The sequence below is a fragment of the Candidatus Omnitrophota bacterium genome (genome assembly GCA_026387175.1).
Lineage (GTDB): Bacteria > Omnitrophota > Gorgyraeia > 2-01-FULL-45-10 > 2-01-FULL-45-10 > CAIMPC01.
The window spans coordinates 105370-131337 of the sequence record JAPLME010000011.1; the positions used below are offsets into that span (position 1 = coordinate 105370).

The 25968-nt window shown below is 49.8% G+C and carries 27 protein-coding genes and 1 tRNA gene; all 28 read left to right on the forward strand.

All coding sequences use genetic code 11. The features are described 5' to 3' along the window. Positions 1-89: 89 nt before the first annotated feature. The 28 genes from NTY76_06760 to NTY76_06895 all read left to right on the forward strand — a co-directional run bounded on the left by NTY76_06760 (position 90) and on the right by NTY76_06895 (position 25814). The gene (locus tag NTY76_06760; protein MCX5678791.1) at positions 90-1637 is read left to right on the forward strand and encodes a tetratricopeptide repeat protein; all 1548 of its coding nucleotides are present in this window, start codon (positions 90-92) and stop codon (positions 1635-1637) included. Positions 1638-1646: 9 nt separating this feature from the next. After that, positions 1647-2483 carry a transketolase gene (locus NTY76_06765; GenBank protein ID MCX5678792.1) on the forward strand — a complete coding sequence of 279 codons (837 nt, stop codon included), beginning with the start codon at positions 1647-1649 and terminating at the stop codon, positions 2481-2483. Between the two features lie 22 nt (positions 2484-2505). Then, entirely contained in the window at positions 2506-4224 is a 1719-nt protein-coding gene (locus tag NTY76_06770) for an AAA family ATPase (protein MCX5678793.1), read from the forward strand. Further along, positions 4221-5201 carry a hypothetical protein gene (locus NTY76_06775; protein MCX5678794.1) on the forward strand — a complete coding sequence of 327 codons (981 nt, stop codon included), beginning with the start codon at positions 4221-4223 and terminating at the stop codon, positions 5199-5201. The genes NTY76_06770 and NTY76_06775 overlap by 4 nt, the downstream gene beginning before the upstream one ends. A 2-nt stretch (positions 5202-5203) precedes the next feature. Beyond that, a complete protein-coding gene (locus NTY76_06780) occupies positions 5204-6157 on the forward strand; it encodes a transketolase family protein (GenBank protein MCX5678795.1) in 954 nt (317 codons plus the stop codon). A gap of 1 nt (position 6158) precedes the next feature. Further along, the gene (gene ispE / locus NTY76_06785; GenBank protein MCX5678796.1) at positions 6159-7034 is read left to right on the forward strand and encodes a 4-(cytidine 5'-diphospho)-2-C-methyl-D-erythritol kinase; all 876 of its coding nucleotides are present in this window, start codon (positions 6159-6161) and stop codon (positions 7032-7034) included. A 39-nt stretch (positions 7035-7073) separates the two neighbouring features. Beyond that, a complete protein-coding gene (locus NTY76_06790; protein ID MCX5678797.1) occupies positions 7074-7577 on the forward strand; it encodes a septation protein SpoVG family protein in 504 nt (167 codons plus the stop codon). 15 nt (positions 7578-7592) lie between these two features. Next, positions 7593-7666, forward strand: a tRNA-Gln gene (locus tag NTY76_06795). 86 nt (positions 7667-7752) lie between these two features. Next, positions 7753-9054: an NTP transferase domain-containing protein gene (locus NTY76_06800; GenBank protein ID MCX5678798.1), complete on the forward strand. Its 1302-nt coding sequence runs from the start codon at positions 7753-7755 to the stop codon at positions 9052-9054. Next, the gene (locus tag NTY76_06805) at positions 9023-9964 is read left to right on the forward strand and encodes a ribose-phosphate pyrophosphokinase (GenBank protein ID MCX5678799.1); all 942 of its coding nucleotides are present in this window, start codon (positions 9023-9025) and stop codon (positions 9962-9964) included. Before NTY76_06800 ends, NTY76_06805 begins: the two co-directional genes overlap by 32 nt. 19 nt (positions 9965-9983) lie before the next feature. Continuing rightward, positions 9984-10706, forward strand: a complete 723-nt coding sequence (locus tag NTY76_06810; protein MCX5678800.1) for a 50S ribosomal protein L25 — start codon at positions 9984-9986, stop codon at positions 10704-10706. Between the two features lie 9 nt (positions 10707-10715). Next, positions 10716-11294, forward strand: coding sequence for an aminoacyl-tRNA hydrolase (gene pth, locus NTY76_06815; GenBank protein ID MCX5678801.1), 579 nt, complete (start codon positions 10716-10718; stop codon positions 11292-11294). Positions 11295-11368: 74 nt separating this feature from the next. After that, entirely contained in the window at positions 11369-11650 is a 282-nt protein-coding gene (gene rpsF, locus NTY76_06820) for a 30S ribosomal protein S6 (GenBank protein ID MCX5678802.1), read from the forward strand. Beyond that, positions 11651-12130 carry a single-stranded DNA-binding protein gene (locus NTY76_06825; protein MCX5678803.1) on the forward strand — a complete coding sequence of 160 codons (480 nt, stop codon included), beginning with the start codon at positions 11651-11653 and terminating at the stop codon, positions 12128-12130. 88 nt (positions 12131-12218) lie between these two features. Beyond that, positions 12219-12494: a 30S ribosomal protein S18 gene (gene rpsR, locus NTY76_06830; GenBank protein MCX5678804.1), complete on the forward strand. Its 276-nt coding sequence runs from the start codon at positions 12219-12221 to the stop codon at positions 12492-12494. Positions 12495-12498: 4 nt separating this feature from the next. Further along, positions 12499-12942, forward strand: a complete 444-nt coding sequence (gene rplI / locus NTY76_06835; protein MCX5678805.1) for a 50S ribosomal protein L9 — start codon at positions 12499-12501, stop codon at positions 12940-12942. A gap of 6 nt (positions 12943-12948) precedes the next feature. Beyond that, positions 12949-14319: a replicative DNA helicase gene (gene dnaB, locus NTY76_06840; GenBank protein MCX5678806.1), complete on the forward strand. Its 1371-nt coding sequence runs from the start codon at positions 12949-12951 to the stop codon at positions 14317-14319. Next, positions 14316-16625, forward strand: a complete 2310-nt coding sequence (gene bamA / locus NTY76_06845) for an outer membrane protein assembly factor BamA (GenBank protein MCX5678807.1) — start codon at positions 14316-14318, stop codon at positions 16623-16625. Before dnaB ends, bamA begins: the two co-directional genes overlap by 4 nt. A 30-nt stretch (positions 16626-16655) precedes the next feature. Beyond that, positions 16656-17159, forward strand: a complete 504-nt coding sequence (locus tag NTY76_06850; protein MCX5678808.1) for an OmpH family outer membrane protein — start codon at positions 16656-16658, stop codon at positions 17157-17159. 65 nt (positions 17160-17224) lie between these two features. Further along, complete coding sequence (lpxC, locus tag NTY76_06855; protein ID MCX5678809.1) at positions 17225-18070, forward strand: UDP-3-O-acyl-N-acetylglucosamine deacetylase; 846 nt, start codon at positions 17225-17227, stop codon at positions 18068-18070. Positions 18071-18072: 2 nt separating this feature from the next. Next, on the forward strand, positions 18073-18543 hold the full coding sequence (gene fabZ / locus NTY76_06860) for a 3-hydroxyacyl-ACP dehydratase FabZ (GenBank protein MCX5678810.1): 471 nt from the start codon (positions 18073-18075) through the stop codon (positions 18541-18543). Between the two features lie 5 nt (positions 18544-18548). Then, positions 18549-19352: a UDP-2,3-diacylglucosamine diphosphatase LpxI gene (gene lpxI, locus NTY76_06865; GenBank protein MCX5678811.1), complete on the forward strand. Its 804-nt coding sequence runs from the start codon at positions 18549-18551 to the stop codon at positions 19350-19352. A gap of 650 nt (positions 19353-20002) precedes the next feature. Further along, complete coding sequence (locus tag NTY76_06870) at positions 20003-21133, forward strand: hypothetical protein (protein MCX5678812.1); 1131 nt, start codon at positions 20003-20005, stop codon at positions 21131-21133. Then, on the forward strand, positions 21124-21330 hold the full coding sequence (locus NTY76_06875) for a HypC/HybG/HupF family hydrogenase formation chaperone (protein ID MCX5678813.1): 207 nt from the start codon (positions 21124-21126) through the stop codon (positions 21328-21330). Before NTY76_06870 ends, NTY76_06875 begins: the two co-directional genes overlap by 10 nt. 10 nt (positions 21331-21340) lie before the next feature. After that, positions 21341-23005 (forward strand): hypothetical protein, encoded by a 1665-nt coding sequence (locus tag NTY76_06880; GenBank protein MCX5678814.1) that lies wholly within the window; start codon positions 21341-21343, stop codon positions 23003-23005. Further along, on the forward strand, positions 23002-24084 hold the full coding sequence (gene hypD, locus NTY76_06885; protein ID MCX5678815.1) for a hydrogenase formation protein HypD: 1083 nt from the start codon (positions 23002-23004) through the stop codon (positions 24082-24084). The genes NTY76_06880 and hypD overlap by 4 nt, the downstream gene beginning before the upstream one ends. Further along, positions 24081-25088 (forward strand): hydrogenase expression/formation protein HypE, encoded by a 1008-nt coding sequence (hypE, locus tag NTY76_06890; protein ID MCX5678816.1) that lies wholly within the window; start codon positions 24081-24083, stop codon positions 25086-25088. The genes hypD and hypE overlap by 4 nt, the downstream gene beginning before the upstream one ends. Positions 25089-25091: 3 nt before the next feature. Further along, complete coding sequence (locus NTY76_06895; protein MCX5678817.1) at positions 25092-25814, forward strand: UPF0280 family protein; 723 nt, start codon at positions 25092-25094, stop codon at positions 25812-25814. Positions 25815-25968: the final 154 nt, after the last annotated feature.

Below are 25968 nucleotides of genomic sequence, written 5' to 3' on the forward strand. Positions count from 1 at the left end.
CGCCATAAGAAAAAATAAACCCCGTTAGAAAGGGCGGGTAGAGTCCCGCCCTTTCTGATTGGGTTAATTACCGAATAAGAGTGTAAAAATTGTTTTCACGTAAAGCCCTGTTTACTTTAGCCGCGGCGGTTGCTCTATCGGCATTCGCGATAAAGAATCTGGATGCGGTAGCGGATATATATTCACGAAGCCGCTCTTTCTCGATAGGCCCGCGGGCTTCCGAGGGGCGTTCCTCGACGGGTTTCGCGAAATCGCTTGCCCATTATACGATGGGCATTATTTATGATAATGAGCTCAAGAGCGCGGAAGCCATTAAAGAATTTGAAGCGGCCGTTCTTCTCGAGCCGGATATAAGTTACGTTCACACGCGCCTTGCGGCCGATTATTTCCTGCTAAAGGATACTAAGAAAGCTCTAGAGGAATTGAAGGCCGCCAAGTCGCTGGACCCGGCGGATGCGAAACCGTTTTTTATAGCGGCGCTTATCTACACATCGTTAAATAAGTACGAAGATGCCCGGAAGGAATATCAGGAGGTCATGCGCCTCGCCCCTGATTCGATGTGGGCTCTCAGCTCTTTGGCAGATATCTATGTGCTTCAGGAAAGGATGGCGGACGCGGCAAGCGTCTATGAAAAGCTTATCGATAAGGATAAGGAGTCGGACCTGTTATATTTTAACCTCGGCGTGATATACTCGAGGATGGGTAAGACCGACAAGGGGATAGAGGCTTTAAACCAGGCGGTACAGCTGAATCCGGAATATCTGGAGGCGTATATAGGCCTGGGCGCCATGTACGAACTGAAGAAAGATCTTGACGGCGCGATCCTCAATTTTGAAAAAGCGCTGGAGATAGATCCGTCGAATATAGTCATCTACCGTCATCTCGGGGGTCTATTCCTTAGAGTGAAACGGTACGATGAGGCTCTCCGGCAATACGAGACTATCTCGAAACTGGACCCTAAAGACGCTTACGCTTATATCGAACGGGCCAATATTTATATTATCGAGAAGAAGTTGGATGAGGCTACGGCGGTCCTGGAAGCCGCTGTAAAGCTGGGCCTGAAAGAAGCCGATGTTTATCTCGCGCTCGGATATTCCTACGCGCTCGCGGGTGATAAAGCCCGCGCGCTCAAATATTATAATACCGCGCTTGAGGCCTCGCCGGATAATGCCGGAGCGCATTTTTATCTGGGATCTTTTTACGAGAGTATAAACGAGAAAGAGATGGCGGTAAAGCATTTAAGGGACGCCATCAGGCTCGATCCGGAATTTGCCGACGCTTATAATTATCTCGGCTATATGTTTGCCGAGGAAGGCGTCGAGCTTGACGAGGCCTTGGAGCTGACCAGAAAAGCGGTTGCGCTGGATCCGGAGAACGGCGCGTTCCTGGATTCTCTCGGATGGGTTCTCTTTAAAAAGGGCATGACGGATGAGGCCCTCCTTCAGATCGAGAAGGCGCTCAAAACAGATCCCGATGATCCGGTGATAAGGGACCATCTCGGTGACATATATTTTAAGAAAGGACTGCGCGATAGAGCGCGGGAAGAGTGGAGTAAGTCATTGAAATTTGATCCGAAACAGGATAAGGTCAGAGAGAAAGTGCGAAGCCTCCCCGCAAGGGGATTAAAAGGAAGATAAAATAGAAAAATGAAACGACCAGACATTACAGAGCTCGAGAAGAAGGCGATAGAGATAAGGAAAGATATCCTGAAGATGCTTATGATGGCCGGTTCAGGGCATACCGGGGGAAGCCTTTCCATTGTAGATATATTGGTTGCCTTATATTATTACAAATTGAAGAACAATCCGTCCGATCCTAAATGGAAAGAGCGCGACAGGTTTTTGCTCTCAAAAGGCCATGCTTGTCCTGCCCTTTACACTGTGCTGGCTCATAAGGGATATTTTTCCAAGGACCTGTTATGGACCTTACGAAAATTCGGCAGCCCCCTGCAGGGGCACCCGCAGATGGGCCTGGCCGGTGTGGAGATATCGAGCGGTTCTCTCGGCCAAGGTTTATCGATAGCCGACGGTATCGCGCTCGCTTCGCGTATGGATGGACTTGATATAAGGGTATATTGTTTAATGGGCGACGGCGAAACTAACGAGGGCCAGATCTGGGAAGCCGCGATGACAGCCGCTCACTACAAACTTGATAATATATGCGGTATAATAGATTATAATAAACTGCAGATAGACGGTTTCTGCTGCGATATAAAAGACCCTGGCGCGTATAAACACAAATGGCAGGACTTCGGCTGGAACGCTATAGAAACAAACGGCCATGATATTAAGAGCTTGATGGATGCCTTTGATGAAGCGGAAAAAACGAAGGGAAAGCCCACGATGATAATAGCGCACACTGTAAAGGGCAAGGGCGTCTCTTTCATCGAGAATAAGGCGGAATGGCACGGGATCGCTCCTAACAAAGAAGAGTACGAGAGGGCGGTCCTGGAATTGGATAAGGCTTTAAAACAGTTAAAATAAGCGTACACTACTTCCGGAGGTTATGATGAAATATTTCGTTACGATAGAGCTTTTGTTGTATCTGGCCATTTTATTGACGCTCGGGGGAGGGCTTATCTTTTCCCGCAAATTCAGGATGCTATTTAAGTTCAACTGGGCCAAATACGCGATAATAATAGCTGTATATGCTTTAGTCAGGCTCGCCGTATGGGGAATGATGTCTCTCGAGTCATTCTACATGAAGCTCACCCTGGCTCAGCTCCCGATGCAGATATTGCTGGTCGGGGTGAACGCCGCTATATTCGTCTACTTTTATTCAACGGTCCTGGGAAGAGGTTTCTCCAAGAGCGGCAAGAAGTCCAGCATCAGAGGCGAGTTGGTCAATGTTAAATGGTCCGACGTTATAGGGATGGATAACGTTAAGGCTGAAGCAAGAGAGGTTGTAGAGCTGATCAAAGACCGGACGCGCGTTAAAAAGATAGGCGGCAAGATCCTGCGGGGCATTCTCATGCTGGGGCCCCCGGGCTGCGGCAAGACCTATCTGGCAAAGGCCGTCGCGACGGAGACGGGACTGCCGTTCCTGGCGATGTCCGGAAGCGAATTCGTCGAGGTCTTCGTCGGAGTCGGCGCGTCAAGAGTGAGGGAGCTATTTAAGAAAGCGCGTGAGCTGGCTTACGGTAATGGCGGCTGTATTATATTCATAGACGAGCTTGACGCTATAGCGAGAAAGAGGGTCTTTTCGGCTTTCGGCGGTACAGAAGAGACGAACTCCACGCAGAACCAGCTTCTGGCGGAGATGGACGGCCTTCAGGAGAGAGAGTTGAAGTCGGGCGAAATGGCCCCCGAGCAGAATATCATAGTTATAGGCGCGACGAACTCCCCCGAGGATAACCTCGACAGGGCGCTCCTGCGGCCCGGAAGATTCGACAGAAAGCTTTATATAGATCTCCCGACGCTGGACGACAGAGAAAAACTGTTTACGTATTATCTGGGCAAGATCCTGCACGATCCGGCGATAGATGTGGCGCGCCTTGCCAGAAAAGCTGTATATAAGTCGCCCGCGGATATAGAGAATATAATCAGGGAGGCCGCTCTTATCGCCACAAGAGAAAAACGCGACAGCATAACGCTCAATGATATATCCGAGGCCATGGAGAGGGTGGACCTGGGGCTGAAGCATAAATTGAATATAACGCCGAAGGAAAGAGAGAAGACCGCCTATCATGAGGCCGGGCATCTCGTCGTCCTTTATATACTGCATCCGACGGACGACGTCTTTAAAGCGTCGATCATACCCAGGCGCGGCACACTCGGTGTGGTTCATCACCAGCCGAGGGAGGAAGTATTCACTCATGATAAGAACAGGTTATTGGCCGACATAAAGGCTGATCTGGCAGGATACGTTGCCGAGAAGATGAAATTCGGCACCACTTCGAGCGGCGTTGCGATGGATTTTAAGCAGGCTATGGCGATCGCGCATAATATGGTCTGGAGATATGGGATGGCCGATAAGAGTTTTCTCGGCGACTACACGGTAATCCCTGAGTCCCAGATATCTGAAAAGGTTAAAGAAGAACTGAACGCGGAGACCAGTAAGCTATTCCAGCAATGCCTGAAAGACGTCGAAGACCTGCTTACCAAGGAGCGGGTGATCCTTGACAGGTTCGCTAAAGAGCTTCTGGACAAAGAAGAGCTCGATTACGACGAGATAGACGCGATCTTTAAGGAGTACGGCAAATTCGGTATGTTTAAGGGTGTATGAAATTCCGGTGGGCGGGATATTTTTTCGCGATCGCGGTCCTGATAGTCTCTATGGCAGGATGCGCTCCGACCTATCCCAAGGAGAAGCTTAAAGAGTCGATAATAAGGCTCTGCAAAAACGAATATAATATCGATGTCAAGGTGAGGACCTCCGGCAAGACGGTGGCCATATACATGCCGCTCGACGACCTTATGGATTTCACGTTCTCGCTTACGCCCTCGGCCACCGAAAAACTGAATGACGTTATAATGAGCGTCACGCGCGTAGTGCTTTCCACCGACGCTAATTATGATTTTTACTGCATAATAGCGCATGACGTGCGTGTCCCCGAGATCCAGGTCATAATAATCAAGTATGTGGACGACGTCAAGAGGGTCTTTCTCGGGGATATCTCAAGAGGCGAATTCGGGAAGAGGATGATCATAGATATGAGGCTCAATCCTCAGTCCCAGAAAGAGCGCTCGATAAAAGAGGTCTTCCAGAAGATGGGCCTCGATCCGAAGTGGCAGGATCAGGTGATGAACGACTTCTTCCGTTCCGAGCCGGCGGGTTTGGGCGACATAGGTTACTGGAACGGCCGGTTCTACATAAAAGACATAACATTGCCGGAATTTCTGGCGGAAGAGATCGTCGGCCGCGTTAAGATGGAATTCAGGGATGATAAGACCCTGGCAGCCGGCTTTACGCTTAAGGCGATAAAAGGGACTTATCACGCGCTTCCGGATAAGCCTTATTTCAAAATAGAATTTTTGGCCGCTCCGCGTGACCTCAAAGAGACTGAAGCCGCGCATATTTATGACGATTTTATCAAAGCGATTTTAAAAGTTATGCTAGAGGTGACGCATGGTTACACATTCAATGCTTTCGACCACATTGAGATCGTGAATCAGGCCGACGGAAGAGATTTAAAGATATCCAGGGATGCTCTGGAAAAATACAGGACCAGAAAGCTTAAATTCGAGGAGATGGTGAATTAAAAATGGCTGAAGAAAAGATGAAGATGGTCCCTACGAGGGACGGGTTCGGGCGGGGGCTATTGCAATTAGGCAAAGAGAACAAGGACGTCGTAGTGCTCTCGGCCGATCTCACGGAATCTACCAGGGCGGCATGGTTCCAGAAAGATTACCCCGAACGCTTCTTCGGCATGGGCGTCGCCGAGCAGGATATGTTCGGTACCGCCGCGGGGCTTGCCCTGATGGGCAAGATACCTTTTGCCTGCACGTTCGGCGTGTTCGCCTCAGGCAGGGCATGGGACCAGATAAGAGTGTCTATAGCCTATATGAATCTGGGCGTGAAGATCGTAGGAACTCATGCGGGAATATCGGTCGGCCCGGATGGCGCGACGCACCAGGCATTAGAAGAGATAGCGTTAATGAGGATACTTCCGAATATGACGGTAGTCGTGCCGTGCGACGCGCTCGAGGCCCAGAAAGCGACGGTCGAGGCGGCTAAGATAAAAGGACCGGTTTATTTGAGGTTTGGCAGGGCGCCAATACCGGTGATAACAAAAGAAGGGAATTCGTTTAAGATCGGCAAGGCCAATATACTTAAGGCGGGCAAGGATATAACGATATTCGCCTGCGGCCAGATGGTCTATGAGGCGATGCTTGCATGCAATGAGCTGGAGAAAGAAGGGATAAGCGCGCGCCTTGTGAACCTTCATACGCCGAAACCGATAGACAAAGACGCCATTATAAGCGCGGCATATGAGACGGGCGCGATAGTCACAGTGGAGGAGCATACGGTGCTCGGCGGATTGGGCTCGGCTATAGCCGAGGTCGTCATCCAGGCCTGTCCGGTGCCGATGAAGATGGTGGGCGTACAGGACAGGTTCGGCGTCTCGGGCGATCCCGGCGAGCTCTTCAAACATTTCGGACTGACACCAAATAACATAGTCCTCGCCGCTAAGGAAGCCCTAAGTATGAAGAAGTAGTATGAACTCCATCGAACTGACAGCGCCGGCTAAGGTAAATCTGGTCCTTAAAGTTTTAAATAAACGCAAGGATTCCTACCATAACCTCTTTACTCTCTTCGAACGCATATCGCTTGCCGACCGAATAAAGATATCCAGAATAGATAAAGGGATAATTGTCACATGCGATCGGCATGTTACCGATAGGCCTCAGGATAATATAGCTTATAAAGCGGCCGAGCTTATCTTGAAGACCGCTAAGGCAGATATGGGCGTTAAGATCCATATAAAGAAGAGAATTCCGATAGCCGCCGGCCTTGGAGGGGGCAGCTCTGACGCAGCCGCGGTGTTAACAGGCATTAATAAGCTCTTCAAGCTTAATATAAGTAAGGATAAATTGATACGATTAGGAGCAAAACTCGGCGCAGATGTGCCATTTTTTATGTTTGACGCGCCTTTTGCTATAGGCAGAGGCATAGGCGATAGGCTTGAAAAGTCCAATTTAAATACGAAATTATATCATATAATCATATATCCCGGTTTTAAGGTGGCCACTAAAGATATCTATCAGGCGCTCGATCTCTCGAGGCGCTTGACAAACAGCCACCGCGATGATAGAATTACACTCCCTAAGGATTGGGATGGCTTCGAAGGGTTGCTACGCAACGACTTAGAGACGATCGTAACGGCGAAAAGACCGGTTGTCGGCAAGGTTATAAGATGCTTGGCCTCTTCACTACTGGGCAGGAAAGCTATGGTTTCGGGAAGCGGGCCAAGCGTATTTTGTCTATGCAGGACCGGAAAGGAGGCGATAGAGGTTAAGAATAGGCTGTTAAATAGCGTGCCGGAGCGTTCAAGAAAGCGCTGGCAGGTATTCATCGCTTGGACCAGGATGTAAAGCAGAGGCAGATCTGATCACAAACTTGAGGAGTACGCAATGGAGATCACTGAAGTTAAAATTTTTATGAAAGAGGGGCAGGATAAGAAATTAAAGGCTTACGCGACGCTGACATTCGACAACATGTTTGTGGTAAGGAACGTCAAAGTCATAGAAGGCACCAAGGGATTGTTTGTCGCGATGCCGTCCAGAAAACTGAAAGAACCTTGCCCGAAATGTAATTTCAGGAATGTGGTAAGGTCAAAGCACTGCAATAATTGCGGCGCCGCCCTTCCGATGACCGAGCATAAGATGCCGGCCCCCGGAGCCGAGGGTATGCCGAGAGAGTCCGAGCATAAGGATATAGCGCACCCGATAACAGCGGAGTGCAGAGATTATATACAGAAGAAGGTTTTGGAGGCGTTCGACAAAGAGAAGAAGTCGCCTTCTGCCGCGCAATCACATTCGGCGCATGCTCAAGCTTCGCCGGCATCATCTGCTCCGCAATCTTCCGCCCCGGCAAAGCCGTCCGTAACGGTGGAAGACGAGGATATAGAACTGTAAAGGGCCATACATTATTGCCCGGTGGTGTAATGGTAGCACATCAGATTTTGGATCTGATTGTCTAGGTTCGAATCCTAGCTGGGCAGCCAGTAGTTAGACCGTAGTAACTGTGCTAGGATTCGAAGCGAGGCCGCGCCGAGCTGAGGAACCAGATAGAACAAACAAGGACAGTAAATTGAAAGATACAGTTGCGATAGTGCTCGCGGCAGGCCGCGGGACCAGGATGAAGTCGGAAACTCCGAAAGTCCTGCATAATATATTCGGTAAGCCGATAATCTCGTACGTGCTGGATTCACTCAAGAATGCGGGCATCACCCGTATTATTACAGTGGCCGGGTACGGCAGCGACGACTTACGTAAAACGATAGATACTAAGATCGTTATCCAGAAGAAGCTTCTCGGTTCCGGCGACGCTGTCCAGACAGCAAAAAAACTTCTGGGCAGCTACAGTGGTAATGTTATCGTTATTTGCGGCGATACGCCGCTGGTGACGAGTGAAACGATAAAGAAGCTCATCTCAAAGCATAGGGCCTCCGGCTCAAGCGCCACTCTGACTACGATAAGACTTAAGGATCCGGCAGAGTATGGCAGGATAGTCAGGGGCTCGTCCGGAGACATAGTGAAGATAGCCGAAGAGATAGGCGCCAGCGATTTCGAGAAAACCATAGACGAAGTGAATGTGGGGACTTACTGTTTCAAGGCAAAAGACTTATTCGGCGCGCTTAAACATATAAAGCCGGACCAGCGAAAAAAGGAATTATTTCTTACGGACACCATTGAAATATTGAACAAGGCAGGCAAGGTGGTAGAGTCCGTTACACTTACAGATGCCGATGAGATGATCGGCATAAATTCACGGAAAGATCTTGCGGAGGCGACCCGGTTCCTGAAGAACAAGATCATCGATGAAATGATGTTAAGCGGCGTAACTGTCGAAGACCCCCTTACTACTACGATATATCCGGACGCGAAGATAGGCCAGGATACTATAATACATCCCAATACATTTATCGGGCCCAATGTAAAGATCGGGAAGCGCTGCCACATAGGCCCATTCGCCAGGTTGACGGCTAATGTCAGAGTAGGCCAGGATGTCATGGTGGGAAATTTCGTTGAGCTTGTCAGGACGAAGATAGGCGACGGTTGCAGGGTGAAACATCACACGTACCTCGGAGACACCTCGCTTGGCAGGAAGGTGAACATAGGCGCCGGGACCATTACAGCAAATTACGACGGAAAGAATAAAAACAAGACGGTCGTAAAAGACAATGCGTTTATAGGTGTCAGTTCGGTATTGATAGCTCCTATAACGATAGGAAAGAACGCGACGGTCGGAGCGGGCTGCGTTGTCTTAAGAGGGCGCAATGTGCCTGACGGCAAGACGGTGGTAGGTGTCCCGGCGAAAATTTTAGAAAAGAGATCGGGGAAAGCAAGGAGGGAGTCAGATGAAAAACGGCTTATTAATATTCAGCGGTAACGCCAATAAGGACCTTGCGCTCAAGATCTGCAAATTTCTGAAGATCGAGCTGGGAGACGCGTCGGTGGATAAATTTTCCGACGGTGAAATACGCGTCAAGATCAATGAGAATGTGCGAGGCCATGATGTATTCGTGATCCAATCCACATCATGCCCTTCGAACGATAATCTGATGGAGCTATTGATAATGATCGACGCGCTGAAGAGGGCCTCCGCCCAGCGGATAACGGCGGTCCTGCCTTACTTCGGATACGCGCGGCAGGATAGAAAAGATCAGCCCAGGGTGCCGATAACCGCGAAGCTCGTCGCGAATGTCTTAACCGTCGCCGGAGCGGACAGGATACTCACGGTGGACTTGCACGCCGGACAGATCCAGGGATTTTTCGATATCCCGCTGGATCATCTGTACGCGTTCACCATATTTGCCGATTACATAAAGGAACTTGAGCTGGATAAAAATATGGTAATAGTCTCGCCGGATGTCGGCGGAATTAAGACCGCCAGGGCATATGCCAAGAAGATGCATTGCGATCTCGCGATAGTCGATAAAAGGCGCATCAACGATAAACAGGCGGAGGCAATGCATATCATGGGAGACGTTGCGGGCAAGAATGTTGTCATAATAGATGACATGGTCGCTACAGCTGGATCCCTCGTCGAAGCGGTGGCCGCCCTGAAGAAGGCGGGCGCTCTTGAAGTCTACGCCAGTATTACGCATCCGGTGCTCGCCGGTCCTGCGGTAGAGAGATTGAAAGATTCACAGATCAAAGAGCTTGTGGTAACAGATACCATACCGATTCCGAAGGAGAAGATGATCCCGCGGATAAAGGTCCTATCGGTTGCTTCCCTGCTGGGAGAAGCTATAATGAGGATCCATAATGAAAAATCCATCAGTGTGTTGTTCGATTAGATAAGGAGAATGCGGTAATATGGAAAAAGTGATAATAAAAGCCCATGTTCGAACAGAGACAGGTAAAAGAGTTGCGAAGGATCTGCGCGCCAAAGGATTGGTCCCGGCGAATGTTTACAGATCCGGCGAAGGCGCCACCAGTATTCAGGTCCCGATAGGCGAACTAGCTGAAGCTCTGCATACAAAAGCGGGCGAGAACGTGCTGATAACGCTCAAGGTATCGGGCGGTAAAAGCGCTATAAAAGACAAGACCGTTCTGATAAAAGAGATCCAGAGGGAACCGATAAGGGACGGGATCCTGCATGTCGATTTTAACGAGATATCGCTCACAGAGACCCTGAAGATCAATGTGCCGCTCTCCTCCAAAGGCGATCCGATCGGAGTCAAAGTAGATGGCGGAATACTCGAGCACATCATGTGGGAAATACAGGTGGAGTGTCTGCCTACAGATATACCGGAAAAGATAGAGGTCGATGTCTCCAATCTTAAGCTGGGAGAGTCGCTCCATGTGAAAGATATAGTGCCTCCGGAGGGCGTTAAGTTTTTGAACGACCCCGAGCTCATCACTATGATAGTGAAGGCGCCTAAGGTGGAAGTGCCGAAGGAAGAGGTGCCGGCAGAAGGCGCTGAGGAGCCCGAACTCATAAGGAAGAAGAAGGAAGAGGAAGAGGCCGAAGGCGCGCCTGGCGCAGCTCCAGCGGAAGCTCCTAAGGAAGCTCCAAAAGAGGCCAAGAAAGAATAACGGCAAAAGATGAAATTCATAATCGGCCTCGGCAATCCCGGAGCGGAGTACAAAGGGACAAAGCATAATATAGGCTTCGCCGTTGTAGAAAAACTGGCCAAGGATAATAAGATAAAGATAAAAGAGAAGCTTCATTTCTCTCTTATTGGCCGCGGCAAGATCGAAGGCGAGGATGTGGTGCTTGCGCTTCCGCAGACTTTTATGAATCTTTCCGGTAACGCGGTCGGCGAGATTATGACGCGCTACAAGAGCAATGTCGAGGATATGCTGGTAGTATGCGACGATATCAACCTCGAGCTTGGAAAGATCAGGCTTAAGAAGCAAGGCTCATCGGGCGGCCATAAGGGCCTGGGGTCCATAACGCATGTTCTCAAGAGGGATGATTTCGCCCGTCTTAAGGTCGGCATAGCCACAGAAGTGCATAAGGGCGATATCACCAGATATGTGCTGAGCCCGTTTAAAAGAAGGCTCCTGCGTAATGTCACCCACGTTATAAGGCTGGCCGAGGAGGCAGTATCATCGATGCTCACAGACGGTATCGATATGGCTATGAACAAGTACAATAGGAGAAAAGTGGGCACCTCCTAAATGGTTGATTTATTGTATATATTATGGTAACCTAAATTGAAAATTACCGAAGGATCGAAAGGAAAGATAAGAGAATGAACAATTATGAGGGAATATTCATACTAAAGCCGGATATTAAGGAAGACGACCTGAAGGCCGCATATAAGGTTATCGGCGATTTAGTGGTCAAAAATGGCGGAAATGTGAAGAAGGAAGACACATGGGGCAAGAGGCCTCTTTCCTACCCGATCAATAAATTCAAAGAAGCGTATTATTATAAGCTCGATTTCGAGGCGCCGTCCGATGCCGTGGCCAAGCTCGAAGGCGCGTGCAAGATGAACGCTGAAATATTGAGGCTGATGGTGACAAGGAGATAAATGGCAAGCCTTAACAAAGTATTATTAATAGGAAACCTCACCAGGGACCCGGAACTCCGGTATATCCCGAGCGGATCAGCCGTCGCCACTTTCACGCTGGGCGTAAACCGTTTCTATACCACACAGACCGGAGAGAAGAAGGAACAGTCCTCGTTTATACGCATCGTAGTCTGGGGGCGCAGGGCGGAGGTCTGCGGGGAGTACCTCTCGAAGGGCAGCCCGGTATTCGTAGAGGGGCGATTGCAGTCAAGAGACTGGCAGACTCAGGACGGCCAGAAGCGCAATACGGTCGAGGTGATAGCCGATAATATACAGTTTTTAAGAGCGGGCGCTAAACAGGGCGCGCCCGCATCCGCAGGTAAACAGACCGCCCCGGTCCCGGAAGAGATGGGTACAATAGACCTGAATGATGAGGGCGCCATGCCGCAGTCCGAGCCCGGCAAGGCCCCGAGCGGCGCGGACGAAGAAGCGCCATTCTGATAAAGTATACACTAAAGCGATAAAGAAGGCCGATATCAGAGATATCGGCACTTAGCCTGCAATAAGGCTGAATAAACTAGGAGAAACGATGTTTAAACCGTTTAATAAACCGGAAAGAAAGAAGCCTCTCAAAAAAGATGGCCTGAAGAAGAAAGTTTATAAGAAGAGGCCTTGCAGGTTCTGCGGCGACAAAGTAAAGAACATAGATTATCTCGAATATCAGAAGTTCCAGAGGTTCCTGACGGAGAGAGGCAAGATAGTGCCGTCCAGGATATCCGGAAGCTGCGCAAGGCACCAGAGACAGCTTGCCAAGGCCATTAAGAAAGCCCGCGAGCTGGCGTTATTGCCGTTTGTGGCGGATTAAGCCTATGAAGCTCATACTGACACAGGACGTAGATAAACTCGGGCATGCGGGAGATGTCGTTAATGTGAAAGAGGGGTATGCCAGAAATTTCCTTCTTCCTAATAATAAAGCAAAAGCCGCCACGCCCGGAAATATGAAGCTGTTAGAGGCGCGCAAGAAGAAAGAGGACCTGGAGAATGAGCGGAAAGTTGAGGCCGCCAGGGCAGTTGCCAATAGGCTCTCAAATCTCTCCCTCACCATATCTATGGAAGCCGGAGAAGAGGACAAGCTTTTCGGTTCCGTGACCGGAGATATGATTTCAGACAGATTGAAGGACGAAGGGGTAGAGATAGATAAAAAAGATATCCTGATCGAAGAGCCGATAAAGAAACTGGGCGTATATCAGGTAACTGCCAAGGTCCATCCGCTGGTAAAAGCGGCTTTAAGGGTGTGGATAGTAAAAAAGTAAGGTAAGATGCCTAACCAAGATATTATTGAAAAGATACCGCCTCAGAGCATAGACGCGGAGATGGCTGTGCTGGGCGCGATGCTCCTTGATAAAGAAGTGATCCCGCAGGCTATAGAGATGTTGAACGCGGGTTGTTTCTATAAGGATGCTAACCGCAGGATATACGCCGCTATAATAAAACTCTTCGACGATAACAGGGGCGTCGATCTTATAACAGTTATAGAAGAACTGAAGAAGACAAATTCGCTCGAAGACGCGGGCGGTCCCGATTATGTATCCAGCCTGGCATCGAGTGTCCCCACTGCGGCAAATTTCATACATTACGCAAAGATCGTAAAAGAGAAAATGATCCTGCGCAACCTTATCAATACGGCTACGCAGATAGTCGGCGAATGTTACGATACCTCCAAGGACGTGGATTCTCTCGTCGATAAGGCCGAGCAGCTGATCTTCGAAGTCTCATCCAACAAAGTTGAGAAGAAGTTCATACCCTTAAGGGATATCATTAAGAGTTCCATCGAGACCATAGACAGTTTATACCAGCGCAAACAGAACGTAACGGGCATATCGACCGGGTTCAGGGATCTCGATATAAAGACGGCAGGGTTGCAGCCGTCGGATCTTATAGTGCTGGCGGCGCGTCCCTCCATGGGCAAGAGCGCGCTGGCGCTATGCATAGCCGAGCATGCCGCGGTAGTGGAGCGCGCGCCGGTCGCCTTCTTCAGCCTGGAAATGTCGAAGGAGCAGCTCGTCCAGAGAATGCTCTGTTCGCATGCCAGGGTAGACGCCCATAAGGTCAGGACAGGTTTTCTCTCTCAGGCGGATTGGCCGAAGCTGGTGAGCGCGGCCGGAAAATTATCCGAGGCGCCTATCTACATAGACGATACGCCGGGCATATCCGTCCTGGAGCTGCGCGCCAAAGCAAGGCGGCTGAAGTCCCAGTTCGATGTAAAACTTATAGTCCTGGATTATCTCCAGCTTATGCAGGGCCATACCAGAGCCGATAACAGGCAGCAGGAGATATCCGAAATATCCAGGTCGCTTAAGGCGCTGGCAAGAGAGCTGGACACCCCATTGATAGCGATAAGCCAGCTTTCGCGCGCCGTAGAGCAGCGTCAGGATCACAGGCCGCAGCTTTCCGACCTTAGGGAATCAGGCGCGATAGAGCAGGACGCGGATCTCGTAATACTTCTTTTGAGGGAATGGTATTATAATCCCACAGAAGAGAATAAAGGCATAGCGGAGATCATTATAGCGAAGCAGAGAAACGGTCCAACGGGAAACTTCAACCTTACATTCCTGGGTGAGTACATGAGATTCGAAAATATGACGTCAAGAGGCGAAGAGTTTATCGAAGCGGAAATGGAGAGGGTATGAAATCAAACGGGTTAGCTTGCGCGTCGGTCATCTTCGCTCTCTTATTTTCTATGGTTTCAGGACCTGCCCACGCTCAATCTACGGAAGGCAAGACCATAGCCGCGGTTAAGGTAGAGAATAATAAAGCGATAAGCAGCGAGATCATACTCTCCAAGATAAAGACCAGGGCTGGAGATGCGTTTAACCAGGAAGTCATAAACGAGGACCTGAAGAGGCTCTACGCGACGGACTATTTTACGGATGTCTCCGTAGATGTCAAGGAAGAGGCAAACGGATTGGTTGTGGTATTCCTGGTGGAGGAGAAATCGGTCATCGAGGACATAGATTTTAAAGGCAATGCCGCGTTCAACGCCTCTAAGCTGAAGTCGCTGATGAAGTCAAAGCCCAACGAAATGCTGAACCTGGCGGTGCTAGCGCAGGATGTCGCTGAGATAAAGGACTTCTATTCCAAGAAAGGCTACCCGTTCACGGAGGTCAAATACGAGATCAATGCCGACAAGGATACGGGTAAGGCCCGCGTGACCATAGTGGTGGACGAGAAGACCAAGGTCAAGGTGACGAGCATAGTTATAGCCGGAAATAAGGCTATAAAGACAAACGATATAAAGAAGATCCTGTCGACCAAGCCGGCATGGCTGTTTAACCCGGGCGTATTCAAGGATGAGGTTCTCCAGGAGGACCTGGACAGGATAAGATCATTGTATGACGACATAGGTTATCTGGATACCGAAGTTGCTCCCGACCTTCAATATAGCGCTGACGGCCAGACGCTAAAGATCGTTATAAATATCAAGGAAAACAAACAGTATATGGTCGGAGACATAATCGTTAAAGGTAACCTTGTGCTGCCCGAAAAAGAGATCCGCTCAAAGATAACGATGAAGTCGGGTAAATCTTTCTCGAATAGGGCCCTGAGGCAGGATTCTTCAGAGATAAAGCAGCTATATTATAATTACGGCTATATGAACGCCGTTATAGACGTCGAGAGAAATCTAAATCAATCGACGGGCAACATAGATGTTGTCTTCAATATAGACGGTAAAGAGCCCGTATATGTCGGAAAGATCGATATACGCGGGAACATGAAGACCAGGGAGCTGGTGGTGAGGAGAGAGCTCAGGATATATCCGGGCGAGAAGTTCAGTGGAGACAGGATAAAGCGTTCGAAGGAGCGGCTCTATAATCTGGGGTACTTCGAGAACGTATCTTTCGATACCGAGCCTACAGAAACACCCGATATACAGAACCTCATAGTTACGGTAAAAGAGACGAAGACCGGCGAGTTCTCATTTGGCGGCGGATATAGCTCAGTGGATCAGCTGGTCGGCTTTGTCGAGATAACGCAGAGGAATTTCGATATATTAAACTTCCCGACGTTTACCGGAGGCGGCCAGAACCTGACCATCAAGGCGGAGCTCGGTATGGTGCGCAGCGATTTTAATATAAGCTGGACCGATCCATGGATATTCGGTCTGCCGTACGCGTTCGGTTTCGATCTATACAGGGCCGCGCATGACAGGAAGAATGATATAGGCTGGGCGTATGATGAAGTGAGAACGGGCGGAGACCTCAGGCTGGGCAAGGATTTTACGGATGAGATAAGGGGACTCCTGACATACAGATTGGAGGATGTCAAGATATCTAACCTGGCGGACGATGCCTCGCAGGATCTCAGCAAGGAAGTGGGTTCCAATTTAATATCCAGCCTGACCTTTGACCTGACATATGATACGCGCGATAATATATATGTTCCGACGAAAGGTTTTATAGCAAATGGCTCAATAGAAGACGCGGGCGGAATATTCTTCGGGGACAAGGAATATGTTAAGGGTACAGCCACGGCGGCGTACTATCATTCTTTCTTTGAAAAGGTTGTTCTGGAGCTCAAGGCCCGTGGAGGTGTAGGCGGCGCTTACGGCAGCACGGATGATGTGCCTATATATGAAAGGTTCTTCGCCGGCGGCGCTAACACTATCCGCGGATATAAAGAGAGAAGAATAGGCCCCAGGGATCCGGGTTCCAACCAGCCCATAGGAGGCGATTCCATAGCTGTGGCCAATGCCGAGGTAACATTCCCCGTTTATGAAAAGATCGTTAAAGGCGCTGTCTTCTTTGATGTAGGCAATGTCTGGGCAAAAGCCGACGATTTTTTAGTGGGAGCCGGTTATAAATACGGCGCCGGAATAGGCGTCAGAGTGAAGACGCCCGTGGGGCCGATAAAGCTGGATTACGGTTGGCCGCTCGTATCGAATTTCGATGACGAGAAAACCGGAGAGTTTTACTTCAGTATGAGCAGAGGATTTTAACTTTAACTTAAACGAAAAGGGAGGAGTAAGATGAAGAAGATTATCGTTTTGGCGGTGGCGGCGGTTTTCGTGTGCGGAATGTTTTTCGGCGTGAGCCGGGCATACGCGAAAGAGTATAAGATCGGCTATGTGGACCTGGCCAAGGTCTTTGATGAATATAAGAAGACTAAAGATTCCGAAAAGGATTTAGAGGCCAAGGGCAAGGCTAAAGAGGCCGATCGTGCGAATATGGTCGAGGAACTCAGAAAACTTAAGGACGAGCAGGCGCTTCTTTCTGAGAAGGCAAAAGCCGAGAAACAGACGGTCATAGATAATAAGATAAAGGCCCTCCAGGATTTTGACAGGACTACCAGAGACGCGCTTATAAAAGAGAGAAATGATATGCTCGGCGTCATACTTAAAGAGATAGAGAAGGTGGTTGCCGATTATTCCAAGGCAACGGGATATGACTTTATCTTGAATTCGCGCATGCTTCTTTATGGAAGTACGGAGTACGATTTAACTAACGAGATTCTTTCCAGACTCAACAAGTAACAGGTATAAGATTAAAATTAACGAAGCCTGCGCCGAAAAGCAGGCTTCGTGTTTTAAGGAGAAGCATGAGTTTCATAAGGCAAAGGACCATCGATAAGACGGTTGCCATCGAAGGTATAGGGTTGCAAACCGGCAATAAAGTGTCGCTGACGCTGAAGAGCTCGCCCGCCGATAGCGGGATAAATTTTATAAGAGTGGACCTGGCCAATAAGCCTCTCCTTAACGTGCAGTCCATCGGGAGCCTGCAGGGGGCCTTGACGCAGGAACGCAGGACGACTTTAGGCTTCGGGCCCTTACAGATCCAGACGACGGAACATCTATTGGCGGCGCTATCGGGCGCCGGCATAGATAATATAATTATCGAGACGGATAATGTCGAGCTTCCGGGAGCCGACGGCAGCGCCAAGGCGTTCCTGGAGGCCATTAAGCGTTCAGGTGTAATCGAACAGGGCTCTCCAAAAAAGATGCTCGATGTTAAAAATCCGGTCTGGTGCGCCTCGGGCGATTCGATCCTTGCCGTATTTCCGGATGATCGTTTTAAAGTTTCGTACACACTCTCCTACCCCGGCATCGGAGCGCAATTTTACAGCGCTGTCATAGATGAAAAAACTTTCGAGAACGAGATAGCGTCCGCCAGGACATTCTGTTCCGAAATCGAAGCGGCGGAGCTTTTAAAAAGGGGCCTCGGTAAGGGAGCCAATTACGAAAATACGCTGGTGATGGGCCCTAAGGGGCCGATAAATAATAAGCTCCGGTTTAACGACGAGCCTGTAAGGCATAAGGTGCTCGATCTTATCGGGGATCTGTATCTCGCTGGTATGCCCATTAAAGGGCATGTGGTCGCTATAAAGAGCGGGCATAAACTTAATATGGAGTTAGTAGATAAATTGAAATCTCTAAAGGGAGAATAGCCATGGGAAATGAAGTACAGGACACGACAGGTAAGATCCTGGATATTAATGTAATACAGAAGATACTCCCCCACCGTTATCCGTTCTTACTGGTCGATAGGATACTCGAGGTTACCGAAAAGGGGGTCGTCGGCATAAAGAATGTTACGATAAACGAGCAGTTCTTCCAGGGCCATTTTCCTGGACAGCCCGTAATGCCGGGAGTCCTTATAATAGAGGCCCTGGCCCAGACAGGCGGCGTAGGCGCCCTTAATTACAAGGAGAATATCGGCAAGCTTGCCTATTTTCTCGCCATCAATAAAGCGAAATTCCGCAAACCGGTGGTGCCCGGCGATACGCTGAGGATGGAACTGGAGTTCGTTAAGATGAGGATGAACATCCTGCAATGCCGCGGCGTCGCCAAGGTCGACGGTGAAGTGGTGGCGGAGGCCGAGATGATGTTCGCGTTCGTTTCGCCTGATAAGGTAAAATAAATTATATGGCAAACATAGGTGTAGTCGCCGGCGCCGGGAAGCTTCCTATCATATTCGCGGATGCCGCGAGAGCCCGGGGCGATAAAGTCATAGGTATCGGGATCAAGGGTATAACCTCGATGGAGATCGACGGACATGTGGATAAGTTCGTCTGGTTTGAGCTCGCGGCTTTTCAGAAGATGGTATTCGCGCTCGTGACGAACCGCATCAATAAGATCGTTATGCTGGGAAAGCTCCGGAAGGACCTCTTCTTTAAGAACCCCGAAGGGTTCGACGCGGACACTAAGGCCTTGCTGGGCAAGCTCAACGATAATCGGGACTATTCGATCCTGAAGAAAGCTTCTGAGTTCATGGGCAAGATGGGAATCGAGGTTATGGATCCCACCCCATACTTGAAAGACCTTATGCCGCCCAGGGGCGTCATCACCAGGAGGCCTCCCACCAGCGAGGAGTCCGTCGATATAGATTACGCGAAGGCCGCCGCGAGCGAGCTCGCCAGGCTCGATATAGGGCAGACAGTTATAGTAAAGAATAAGACGGTCATAGCGGTCGAAGCCATAGAGGGCACGGACGAGACGATAGCCCGGGCCGGCAGCCTGTCGAAGAGGGGGTTCGTCGTAGTAAAGGCAGCAAGGCCGCACCAGGACATGAGATTCGATATCCCGCTCGTGGGCCTCGAGACCGTCGAGGCCATCATAAAAGCCGGAGGCACAGCCCTCGCGATAGAGGCAGATAAGACATTCCTTATAGATAAGGCGGAGATAATCGCCCTCGCCAACGAAAAAGGTTTATCCATCATAGTGATCTAGATCTTTCGGCTGCAATATCATTTTCCGGGTCCTGCCGCAAGATCGCCTTTCGGTGCTTGCGCAGGGTTTACAATATAATGAATAGCAAGACGGGTATCTATATTAAACCCATCCTGCGCTACGCCCCTCAAGGCTGGATCTTGCGTCACCCGTAAAATGAATACAGCCGCTCTAATCGGGCCACCAAGGTAATCACCATCCGGCGAAGCCGATAATCTCCTAGTGGGGTGAGTAGAGAGTGAGACTGGAACAGTGATTTCTAACCTGGTTAGATTTGCCAGGTTAAGTGGTGAACGGAGGCGAAAATATCGCAGCAAGCGTAGATTCTTACTGTTTGACGTACATCATGGCTTTATGAAGCGGCGAATTGAAGGGGGAATAGGGACAGGTACAAAATTAAGATTAGACCTGTCCCCTCCCGTTTTTACAATATACCCCGAATGAATAAAGGGAGTGTAGTAAGGGGACAGGTCTGAGATAGGATTTGTACCTGTCCCTAAAAGGCCCAAAAGACCGGCCCTGTAGCTAGAGATTATGGGAAATATTTTCAGTGCGAACCATAACTTCGGGTCAGGTCTTGACTAGTTGAGGATTCGCAGGTTACTATTCGCCCTTGTTACTATAGAGGCTCTCCGCTATAATATTCCTATATGAAGATCATTGAACTGCCATTTAAGATCGAGAAGCCGATACTCGCCTGCGGAGCGGACCTGAAGGGCGCGTTTGCGCTCGCGAAAGGCAATAAGGCGTATCTTATCGAGGGGTTCGGCTCATTAAGCGATCCGGATAATCTGGGGGCGTACGAGGCCTCGATATGCGCTTGTGAAAAGAGGCTGGGCATAAGGCCCAAAGTCATTGTTTGCGACCGTCATCCGGATTATTTTTCCGGCCGGTTCGCCGCTATGCATGCGCTTAAGCTCGCGACGACGGACTTGCGTCATATTCAGCATCACGAGGCTCATATAGCGAGCGCGATCGTCGAACATTCGATAGGAACAGATGTGATCGGTGCGGCGTTCGATGGGACGGGATACGGCTGGGATGGCCGTATATGGGGCGGCGAGTTTTTCGTCGGAGGGCTGAAAGAGTTTCAGAGAGCGGCCCATTTAGAGTATATGCCGATGCCCGGCGGCGAAGCGGCGATAAGAGAACCGTGGCGCATGGCCGCAAGCTATCTTTACAAAACTTTCGGCAGGAACTTTTTAAAGCAGGGTTTAGATATCATGGCCAGGCCCGGAGAAAAACGGTTATCTATAATCAGGAAGATGATAGATAACGATATAAACTCACCCCTTACATCGAGCGCAGGCAGGCTTTTTGACGCTGCAGCCAGTCTAATATTGCATAAGGGTACTGCATCTTTTGAGGCTGAACTTCCAATAGATCTGGAGAAGATAGCTTCTCAGGTTAACGAGGATTGTTATAAGTTCGGCATAAAATCTGAGAATGGTATGCGTATTATCGAGACTTCCGGCCTGGTTAAAGGAATTGTAAGCGACCTGCGCAAAAAGAGAGATAGAAGCATTATGTCGGCAAAATTTCACAACACTGTAGCGGAAATGGTAGTTGGCACAGCATCCTTATTGAGAAAAGAATTCAAGTTGCGCAAAATAGTATTATCGGGCGGTGTCTTTCAGAATAAATATCTTACAAAAAGAACCGCGCTTCTTTTAAGTAAGAATAAATTTGATGTTTACATCAACTCCGACGTTAATACAAATGATTACGGAATACCGATAGGGCAGTTAGCTATCGCGAATGCGAGGGGATCATGTGCTTAGCAATACCGATGAAAGTCCTGAAGATCGACGGCGATGAGGGTATAGTTGCCTCCGGCGCGTTGAAACGTAAGGCCAATTTTATGCTGTTGAAAGGCGTAAAAGCGGGAGACTATATCCTATTACATGCCGGATTCGCGATAGAGAAGGTAAAGCCCGAGGAAGCTAAAAAGACTATAAAGATACTTAAAGAGCTGTAAAGGCGGGCGAATGAGAAGAGGCACCGGTCTTATAACTACTTTACTATTTTCGGCGATTCTGGCGTCTGCCGCTGCCGCCGACGCGCCGCGGGAGAAGTGGGACGACACTGCGAAGTGGTCGACTAATGCCGATAGCGGATGTTCCGTCAAATTGACTTCGTTTCGCGGCGAAAATAGCAACATTCTCAAAGCGGATTATACTCTTAATAACAGGGGCGGGTGGGTTGTATTATCCAAAGTGGTTATAGGCCGCATCGATAAGGATACGCCCGTAACATTCCTTATTAAAGCGGTCTCTCCGGATGACCTCGAGATGAAATTCATAGACGCCGACGGCTCCATATTCGGCAAGAAGGTCCCGCTCGGTAAATACGGCGAATGGACCGAAATCGTGCTTTACCCCGGTAATACGGACTATTGGTGGGGCGGGGACGATAAACTCGACCAGATAGTCACATTTGAGCTCGCTATATCCGGTAAAGGCTCCGGGAGCATCCAGCTCGACGAGATAGGACCGGGTAAGCCCGGCCTGGAGGCCAGTTTTGCCCCTGGCGGACCGGTCCTCGATCCGGACAGGGATCTTCCGGGCATCGGCTTTAAAGAGCGCCGCGCCGCGGCTCTCGCGCAGGAAGATCCCCTTGTCCTCGAATATTTAAAACAGATACAGGATAAGTCGTCTCCCGACAAGATATTGGTACCGTCGATGGAAGATAATATGGCCCAGACGTTCAATAACAGCGTCGTCGCCATGGCCTTCATATTGAAGGGCGAACGCGAAAGGGCCGAGCGGATACTTGATTTTTACGCGAACGCTACCAGAATAAATAACGATGATATATCCCTGCAGAATTTTTTCTACAAGGGCCAGGCGCGGGGGTTCTATCAGTTTGTAGCGTTGAATGATACACCCGGCACGAGGGCCTACCATAATCCGGGCCCCGCGGACAGATGGATAGGCGACATGGCATGGCTCCTGATAGCATACAAATGCTACGAGAGAGAGTATCATTCTGATAGATATGCGACTATAATAAAACTTATTAAAGACCTGTTGGTATTCTTTTACAAGGACGAAGGAAGCGGGGGCTATATACAGCACGGCTGGCGCGACGGCGATAAGAAGCTTCATGAGAGTTACGGCCACCCGGAAGCGAATATAGACTGTTACGCGGCCTTTAAGCTTTGCGGCGAGGACCTATATGCGGATAAGTTAAAGATATGGATCGACGAGAACGTGAAGGGTGATAATCTCGCTTTAGATAATTACACATGGCGCGTGCTCGGGATGGGGGCGGAGTATAAGGATTTTCTGAATATTCCGGAATACGATCTCCGGTACAGGAAGATACTGGATTATAAGAGCGGCAGGATAATGGGATTTTTTCACGGCCCCGATATAGAGGTGAACAATATCTGGGTCGACGGCACCGGCCATATGGCGTGCGCCTTTATGGCCTTCGGAGAGCCGGAACGAGGATACTTCTACGCGAATCAGCTGGACGTGCTCTTATTCGATAAACGCATCGCCGGTAAGAGCACCAGGACGCTTGCGTATACGCTCAATAAGACCGGAGGATATGACTGGGTGGACACCGCCAAAGGATTTGCATCCTGCTGCGCCTGGTACATATTCGCGAAGAATAGATTTAATCCTATGACGCTGGAGAAGAAGTGAAATATATAGACGAATTCAGGGATAGCTCACTCGTACATAGGCTGGCGGATCGTATACGCGCTGCCGCTAGCCATGGCCGTGAATACAAGTTCATGGAAGTGTGCGGGACGCATACTATGGCCGTATTCAGATTCGGCCTCCGCGATCTCCTCGAGCCCAACATAAAGCTGATCTCGGGGCCGGGGTGCCCGGTCTGCGTTACGCCTGTCGAGTATATGGACCGCACTATCGCTATCGCGAGATTACCCGATGTCATCATAACTACGTTCGGGGATATGATGCGTGTGCCGGGCTCGCGTTCAAGCCTCTACAAAGAAAAGGCCGCCGGCAGGGATGTAAGGATGGTCTATTCCACCGACGACGCTCTGGATATAGCGAAGAGAAACCCCGGGAAAGAAGTGGTTTTTCTCGGCGTGGGATTCGAGACGACTGTTCCGACAGTGGGGGCGTCCATCATTACCGCGGCCAGGCAAGGCATCGGTAATTATTCCGTATTATGCGCCCACAAGACTATGCCCGAAGCGCTCCGCTGGCTTGTGGCGGACTCAAGGCACGGCATCGACGGATTTTTACTGCCCGGCCATGTGAGCGCGATAACGGGCATGAAACCTTACGAGTTTCTCGCGAAAGAATATAATACCGGATGCGTCGCGGCGGGATTCGAGCCCGTAGATATATTACAAGCAATACTCATGCTTGTGAATCAGAGTAAGCCCAGGGTCGAGATACAATATAAGAGAATAATCACTCCGCTCGGAAACCGCCTGGCTCGCAGCATGACGGGCATGGTCTTCGAGAAGTGCTCCTCCGTATGGCGGGGTATAGGCGAAGTGAAGGATAGCGGCCTTAAGATAAGAAGGGAATTCTCCGGCTTTGACGCGGCGTTGAAATTTAAGGTCAAGGTAACGCCCGCGCATGAGAACAAGGTATGTATCTGCAATATGGTCCTGAAAGGCGTAAAGACGCCGCTCGAGTGCAGGCTCTTCGGTAAGAGGTGCACTCCGGATAACCCCGTCGGCTCATGCATGGTTTCGTCCGAAGGCACATGCGCCGCCTACTATAAATACGGAAGAAGATGATTATGGATAAGATAACTTTGAGCCATGGCGCGGGCGGCAGGGAGATGCACAAGCTTATAGATTCCGTATTTATGAAGGAATTCTCCGGCCCTATCTTAAGAGAGAAGAAAGATTCTGCCATATTGAATATCGGGAATAAGAAGATAGCTTTCACTACCGACTCATATGTAGTGAACCCGATATTTTTCCCCGGAGGGGACATAGGCAGCCTGGCGATCTACGGCACCGTCAATGACCTGTCTGTGTGCGGAGCCCGGCCGCTCTATATTTCTGTCGGAGCGGTAATTGAAGAGGGCCTTGAGACAAGCGTATTAGAGAAAATAGTCCGCTCGATGGCTGAGGCCGCCCGGAAAACAGGCGTCCAGATCGTTACAGGCGACACGAAAGTGGTTGAGAAGGGCGCGTGCGACAGGATATTTATTAACACCAGCGGCATAGGAGAGGTATATTACGATAAGCTTTCGACTGATAATATAATGACAGGCGACTCCGTAATAGTGAGCGGCCCCATAGGCGATCACGCGATAAGCGTGATCTCGAAGAGGGAGGGCATAGAATTCAATACTATGATCAGGAGCGATTCGGCCCCTCTCGACAAATTAATCAGTAAGGTATTACGCGCGTCAAAGAAGGTGCGTTTTATGCGCGATCCCACCAGGGGAGGACTGGCGACTACGTTGAACGAAATAGCGTCGGGCGCGAAATCGGGTATCGCGGTAGAAGAGGCGAAAGTGCCGGTCGCCGAAGGCGTGCGGCAGGCCTGTGAACTCCTCGGATTCGACCCGTTATATCTTGCGTGTGAGGGCAGAGTGATCATAATAGCCGCGAAAGAAGATGGGCCGCGGATATTAAAGGCATTACGTTCCGAAAAGTGCGGCCGTGGAGCTAAGATAATAGGAAATGTAACCGGTGATCATTCGGGGAGAGTTCACCTTAATACGATATCCGGCGGCAAGAGGATCCTCGATATGCTTTCGGGAGAACAATTACCCAGGATCTGTTGAATTATGTACAAAGCGCGAACATACAGAAGATGGGTTGAGCCTAAAGGGCTCGTCCCTTTCGAGGTCATCGAAAAAGAGACCGATCTGGCTATCTCTGCCTCGAAAGTTTTAGAGGCTCAGGCAAGGGCCGCGGTATTGACCTTTAGACAGGACCTGGAGAATTATATAAAGATGGACCGGTCCTTTTTAACGTCGCTTGCGCCTGTCGATGTCAGGCCCGACGCTCCCGCTATTGTTAAAATGATGGCGGATGCCGCCTTCAGGGCCGGCGTCGGCCCGATGGCGGCCGTGGCCGGAGCTGTAGCGGAGATGGTCGGCAGAGAACTATTGAAATACTCCGGTGAGGTGATAGTCGAGAACGGCGGCGATATATTTATGAAGACGGACAAGAAGACCGTGATAGGTATTTATGCAGGCGCCTCCTCACCATTCACCGGAAAGATCGCCCTGGAGGTTGCCCCCGGAGATAACGGCCTCGGCGTCTGTACTTCGAGCGGCACGGTCAGCCATTCTTTAAGCTTTGGAAAATCGGATGCAGTTGTTATAATATCAGAAGAGGCCTCTCTGGCGGATGCGGTAGCTACGGCTACGGGAAATATCTTAAAAGCTCCCGGCGACATAGAGAAGGCCATAAATTTCGCGAAGTCGATAAAAGGCATAACAGGGGTTTTGGTTATAATGAAGGATAAGATGGGGAGCTGGGGGGATATAAAACTGATAGAGTAGATTTTTCGGCGGCAGCAATCCGGCGTTTACTTTCGGTCAATGCTTCCGCTTGCCGCTCGCTCGGAATAGGCTTCCTCGCTCGCTGTTGCTAAAATTTCGATGATGAAGCCTATACCGCCTATAGGTATCGAAATTTTAGAAAGTCGCTCCAGCA

Excerpts from the sequence above, each read along its gene's own strand:
- NTY76_06765 (MCX5678792.1), top strand. The coding sequence starts at position 1,647 with ATGAAACGACCAGACATTACAGAGCTCGAGAAGAAGGCGATAGAGATA.
- NTY76_06770 (MCX5678793.1), top strand. The coding sequence starts at position 2,506 with ATGATGAAATATTTCGTTACGATAGAGCTTTTGTTGTATCTGGCCATT.
- NTY76_06775 (MCX5678794.1), top strand. The coding sequence starts at position 4,221 with ATGAAATTCCGGTGGGCGGGATATTTTTTCGCGATCGCGGTCCTGATA.
- NTY76_06780 (MCX5678795.1), top strand. The coding sequence starts at position 5,204 with ATGGCTGAAGAAAAGATGAAGATGGTCCCTACGAGGGACGGGTTCGGG.
- ispE (MCX5678796.1), top strand. The coding sequence starts at position 6,159 with ATGAACTCCATCGAACTGACAGCGCCGGCTAAGGTAAATCTGGTCCTT.
- NTY76_06790 (MCX5678797.1), top strand. The coding sequence starts at position 7,074 with ATGGAGATCACTGAAGTTAAAATTTTTATGAAAGAGGGGCAGGATAAG.
- NTY76_06805 (MCX5678799.1), top strand. The coding sequence starts at position 9,023 with ATGAAAAACGGCTTATTAATATTCAGCGGTAACGCCAATAAGGACCTT.
- NTY76_06810 (MCX5678800.1), top strand. The coding sequence starts at position 9,984 with ATGGAAAAAGTGATAATAAAAGCCCATGTTCGAACAGAGACAGGTAAA.
- pth (MCX5678801.1), top strand. The coding sequence starts at position 10,716 with ATGAAATTCATAATCGGCCTCGGCAATCCCGGAGCGGAGTACAAAGGG.
- rpsF (MCX5678802.1), top strand. The coding sequence starts at position 11,369 with ATGAACAATTATGAGGGAATATTCATACTAAAGCCGGATATTAAGGAA.
- NTY76_06825 (MCX5678803.1), top strand. The coding sequence starts at position 11,651 with ATGGCAAGCCTTAACAAAGTATTATTAATAGGAAACCTCACCAGGGAC.
- rpsR (MCX5678804.1), top strand. The coding sequence starts at position 12,219 with ATGTTTAAACCGTTTAATAAACCGGAAAGAAAGAAGCCTCTCAAAAAA.
- rplI (MCX5678805.1), top strand. The coding sequence starts at position 12,499 with ATGAAGCTCATACTGACACAGGACGTAGATAAACTCGGGCATGCGGGA.
- dnaB (MCX5678806.1), top strand. The coding sequence starts at position 12,949 with ATGCCTAACCAAGATATTATTGAAAAGATACCGCCTCAGAGCATAGAC.
- bamA (MCX5678807.1), top strand. The coding sequence starts at position 14,316 with ATGAAATCAAACGGGTTAGCTTGCGCGTCGGTCATCTTCGCTCTCTTA.
- NTY76_06850 (MCX5678808.1), top strand. The coding sequence starts at position 16,656 with ATGAAGAAGATTATCGTTTTGGCGGTGGCGGCGGTTTTCGTGTGCGGA.
- lpxC (MCX5678809.1), top strand. The coding sequence starts at position 17,225 with ATGAGTTTCATAAGGCAAAGGACCATCGATAAGACGGTTGCCATCGAA.
- fabZ (MCX5678810.1), top strand. The coding sequence starts at position 18,073 with ATGGGAAATGAAGTACAGGACACGACAGGTAAGATCCTGGATATTAAT.
- lpxI (MCX5678811.1), top strand. The coding sequence starts at position 18,549 with ATGGCAAACATAGGTGTAGTCGCCGGCGCCGGGAAGCTTCCTATCATA.
- NTY76_06870 (MCX5678812.1), top strand. The coding sequence starts at position 20,003 with ATGAAGATCATTGAACTGCCATTTAAGATCGAGAAGCCGATACTCGCC.
- NTY76_06875 (MCX5678813.1), top strand. The coding sequence starts at position 21,124 with ATGTGCTTAGCAATACCGATGAAAGTCCTGAAGATCGACGGCGATGAG.
- NTY76_06880 (MCX5678814.1), top strand. The coding sequence starts at position 21,341 with ATGAGAAGAGGCACCGGTCTTATAACTACTTTACTATTTTCGGCGATT.
- hypE (MCX5678816.1), top strand. The coding sequence starts at position 24,081 with ATGATTATGGATAAGATAACTTTGAGCCATGGCGCGGGCGGCAGGGAG.
- NTY76_06895 (MCX5678817.1), top strand. The coding sequence starts at position 25,092 with ATGTACAAAGCGCGAACATACAGAAGATGGGTTGAGCCTAAAGGGCTC.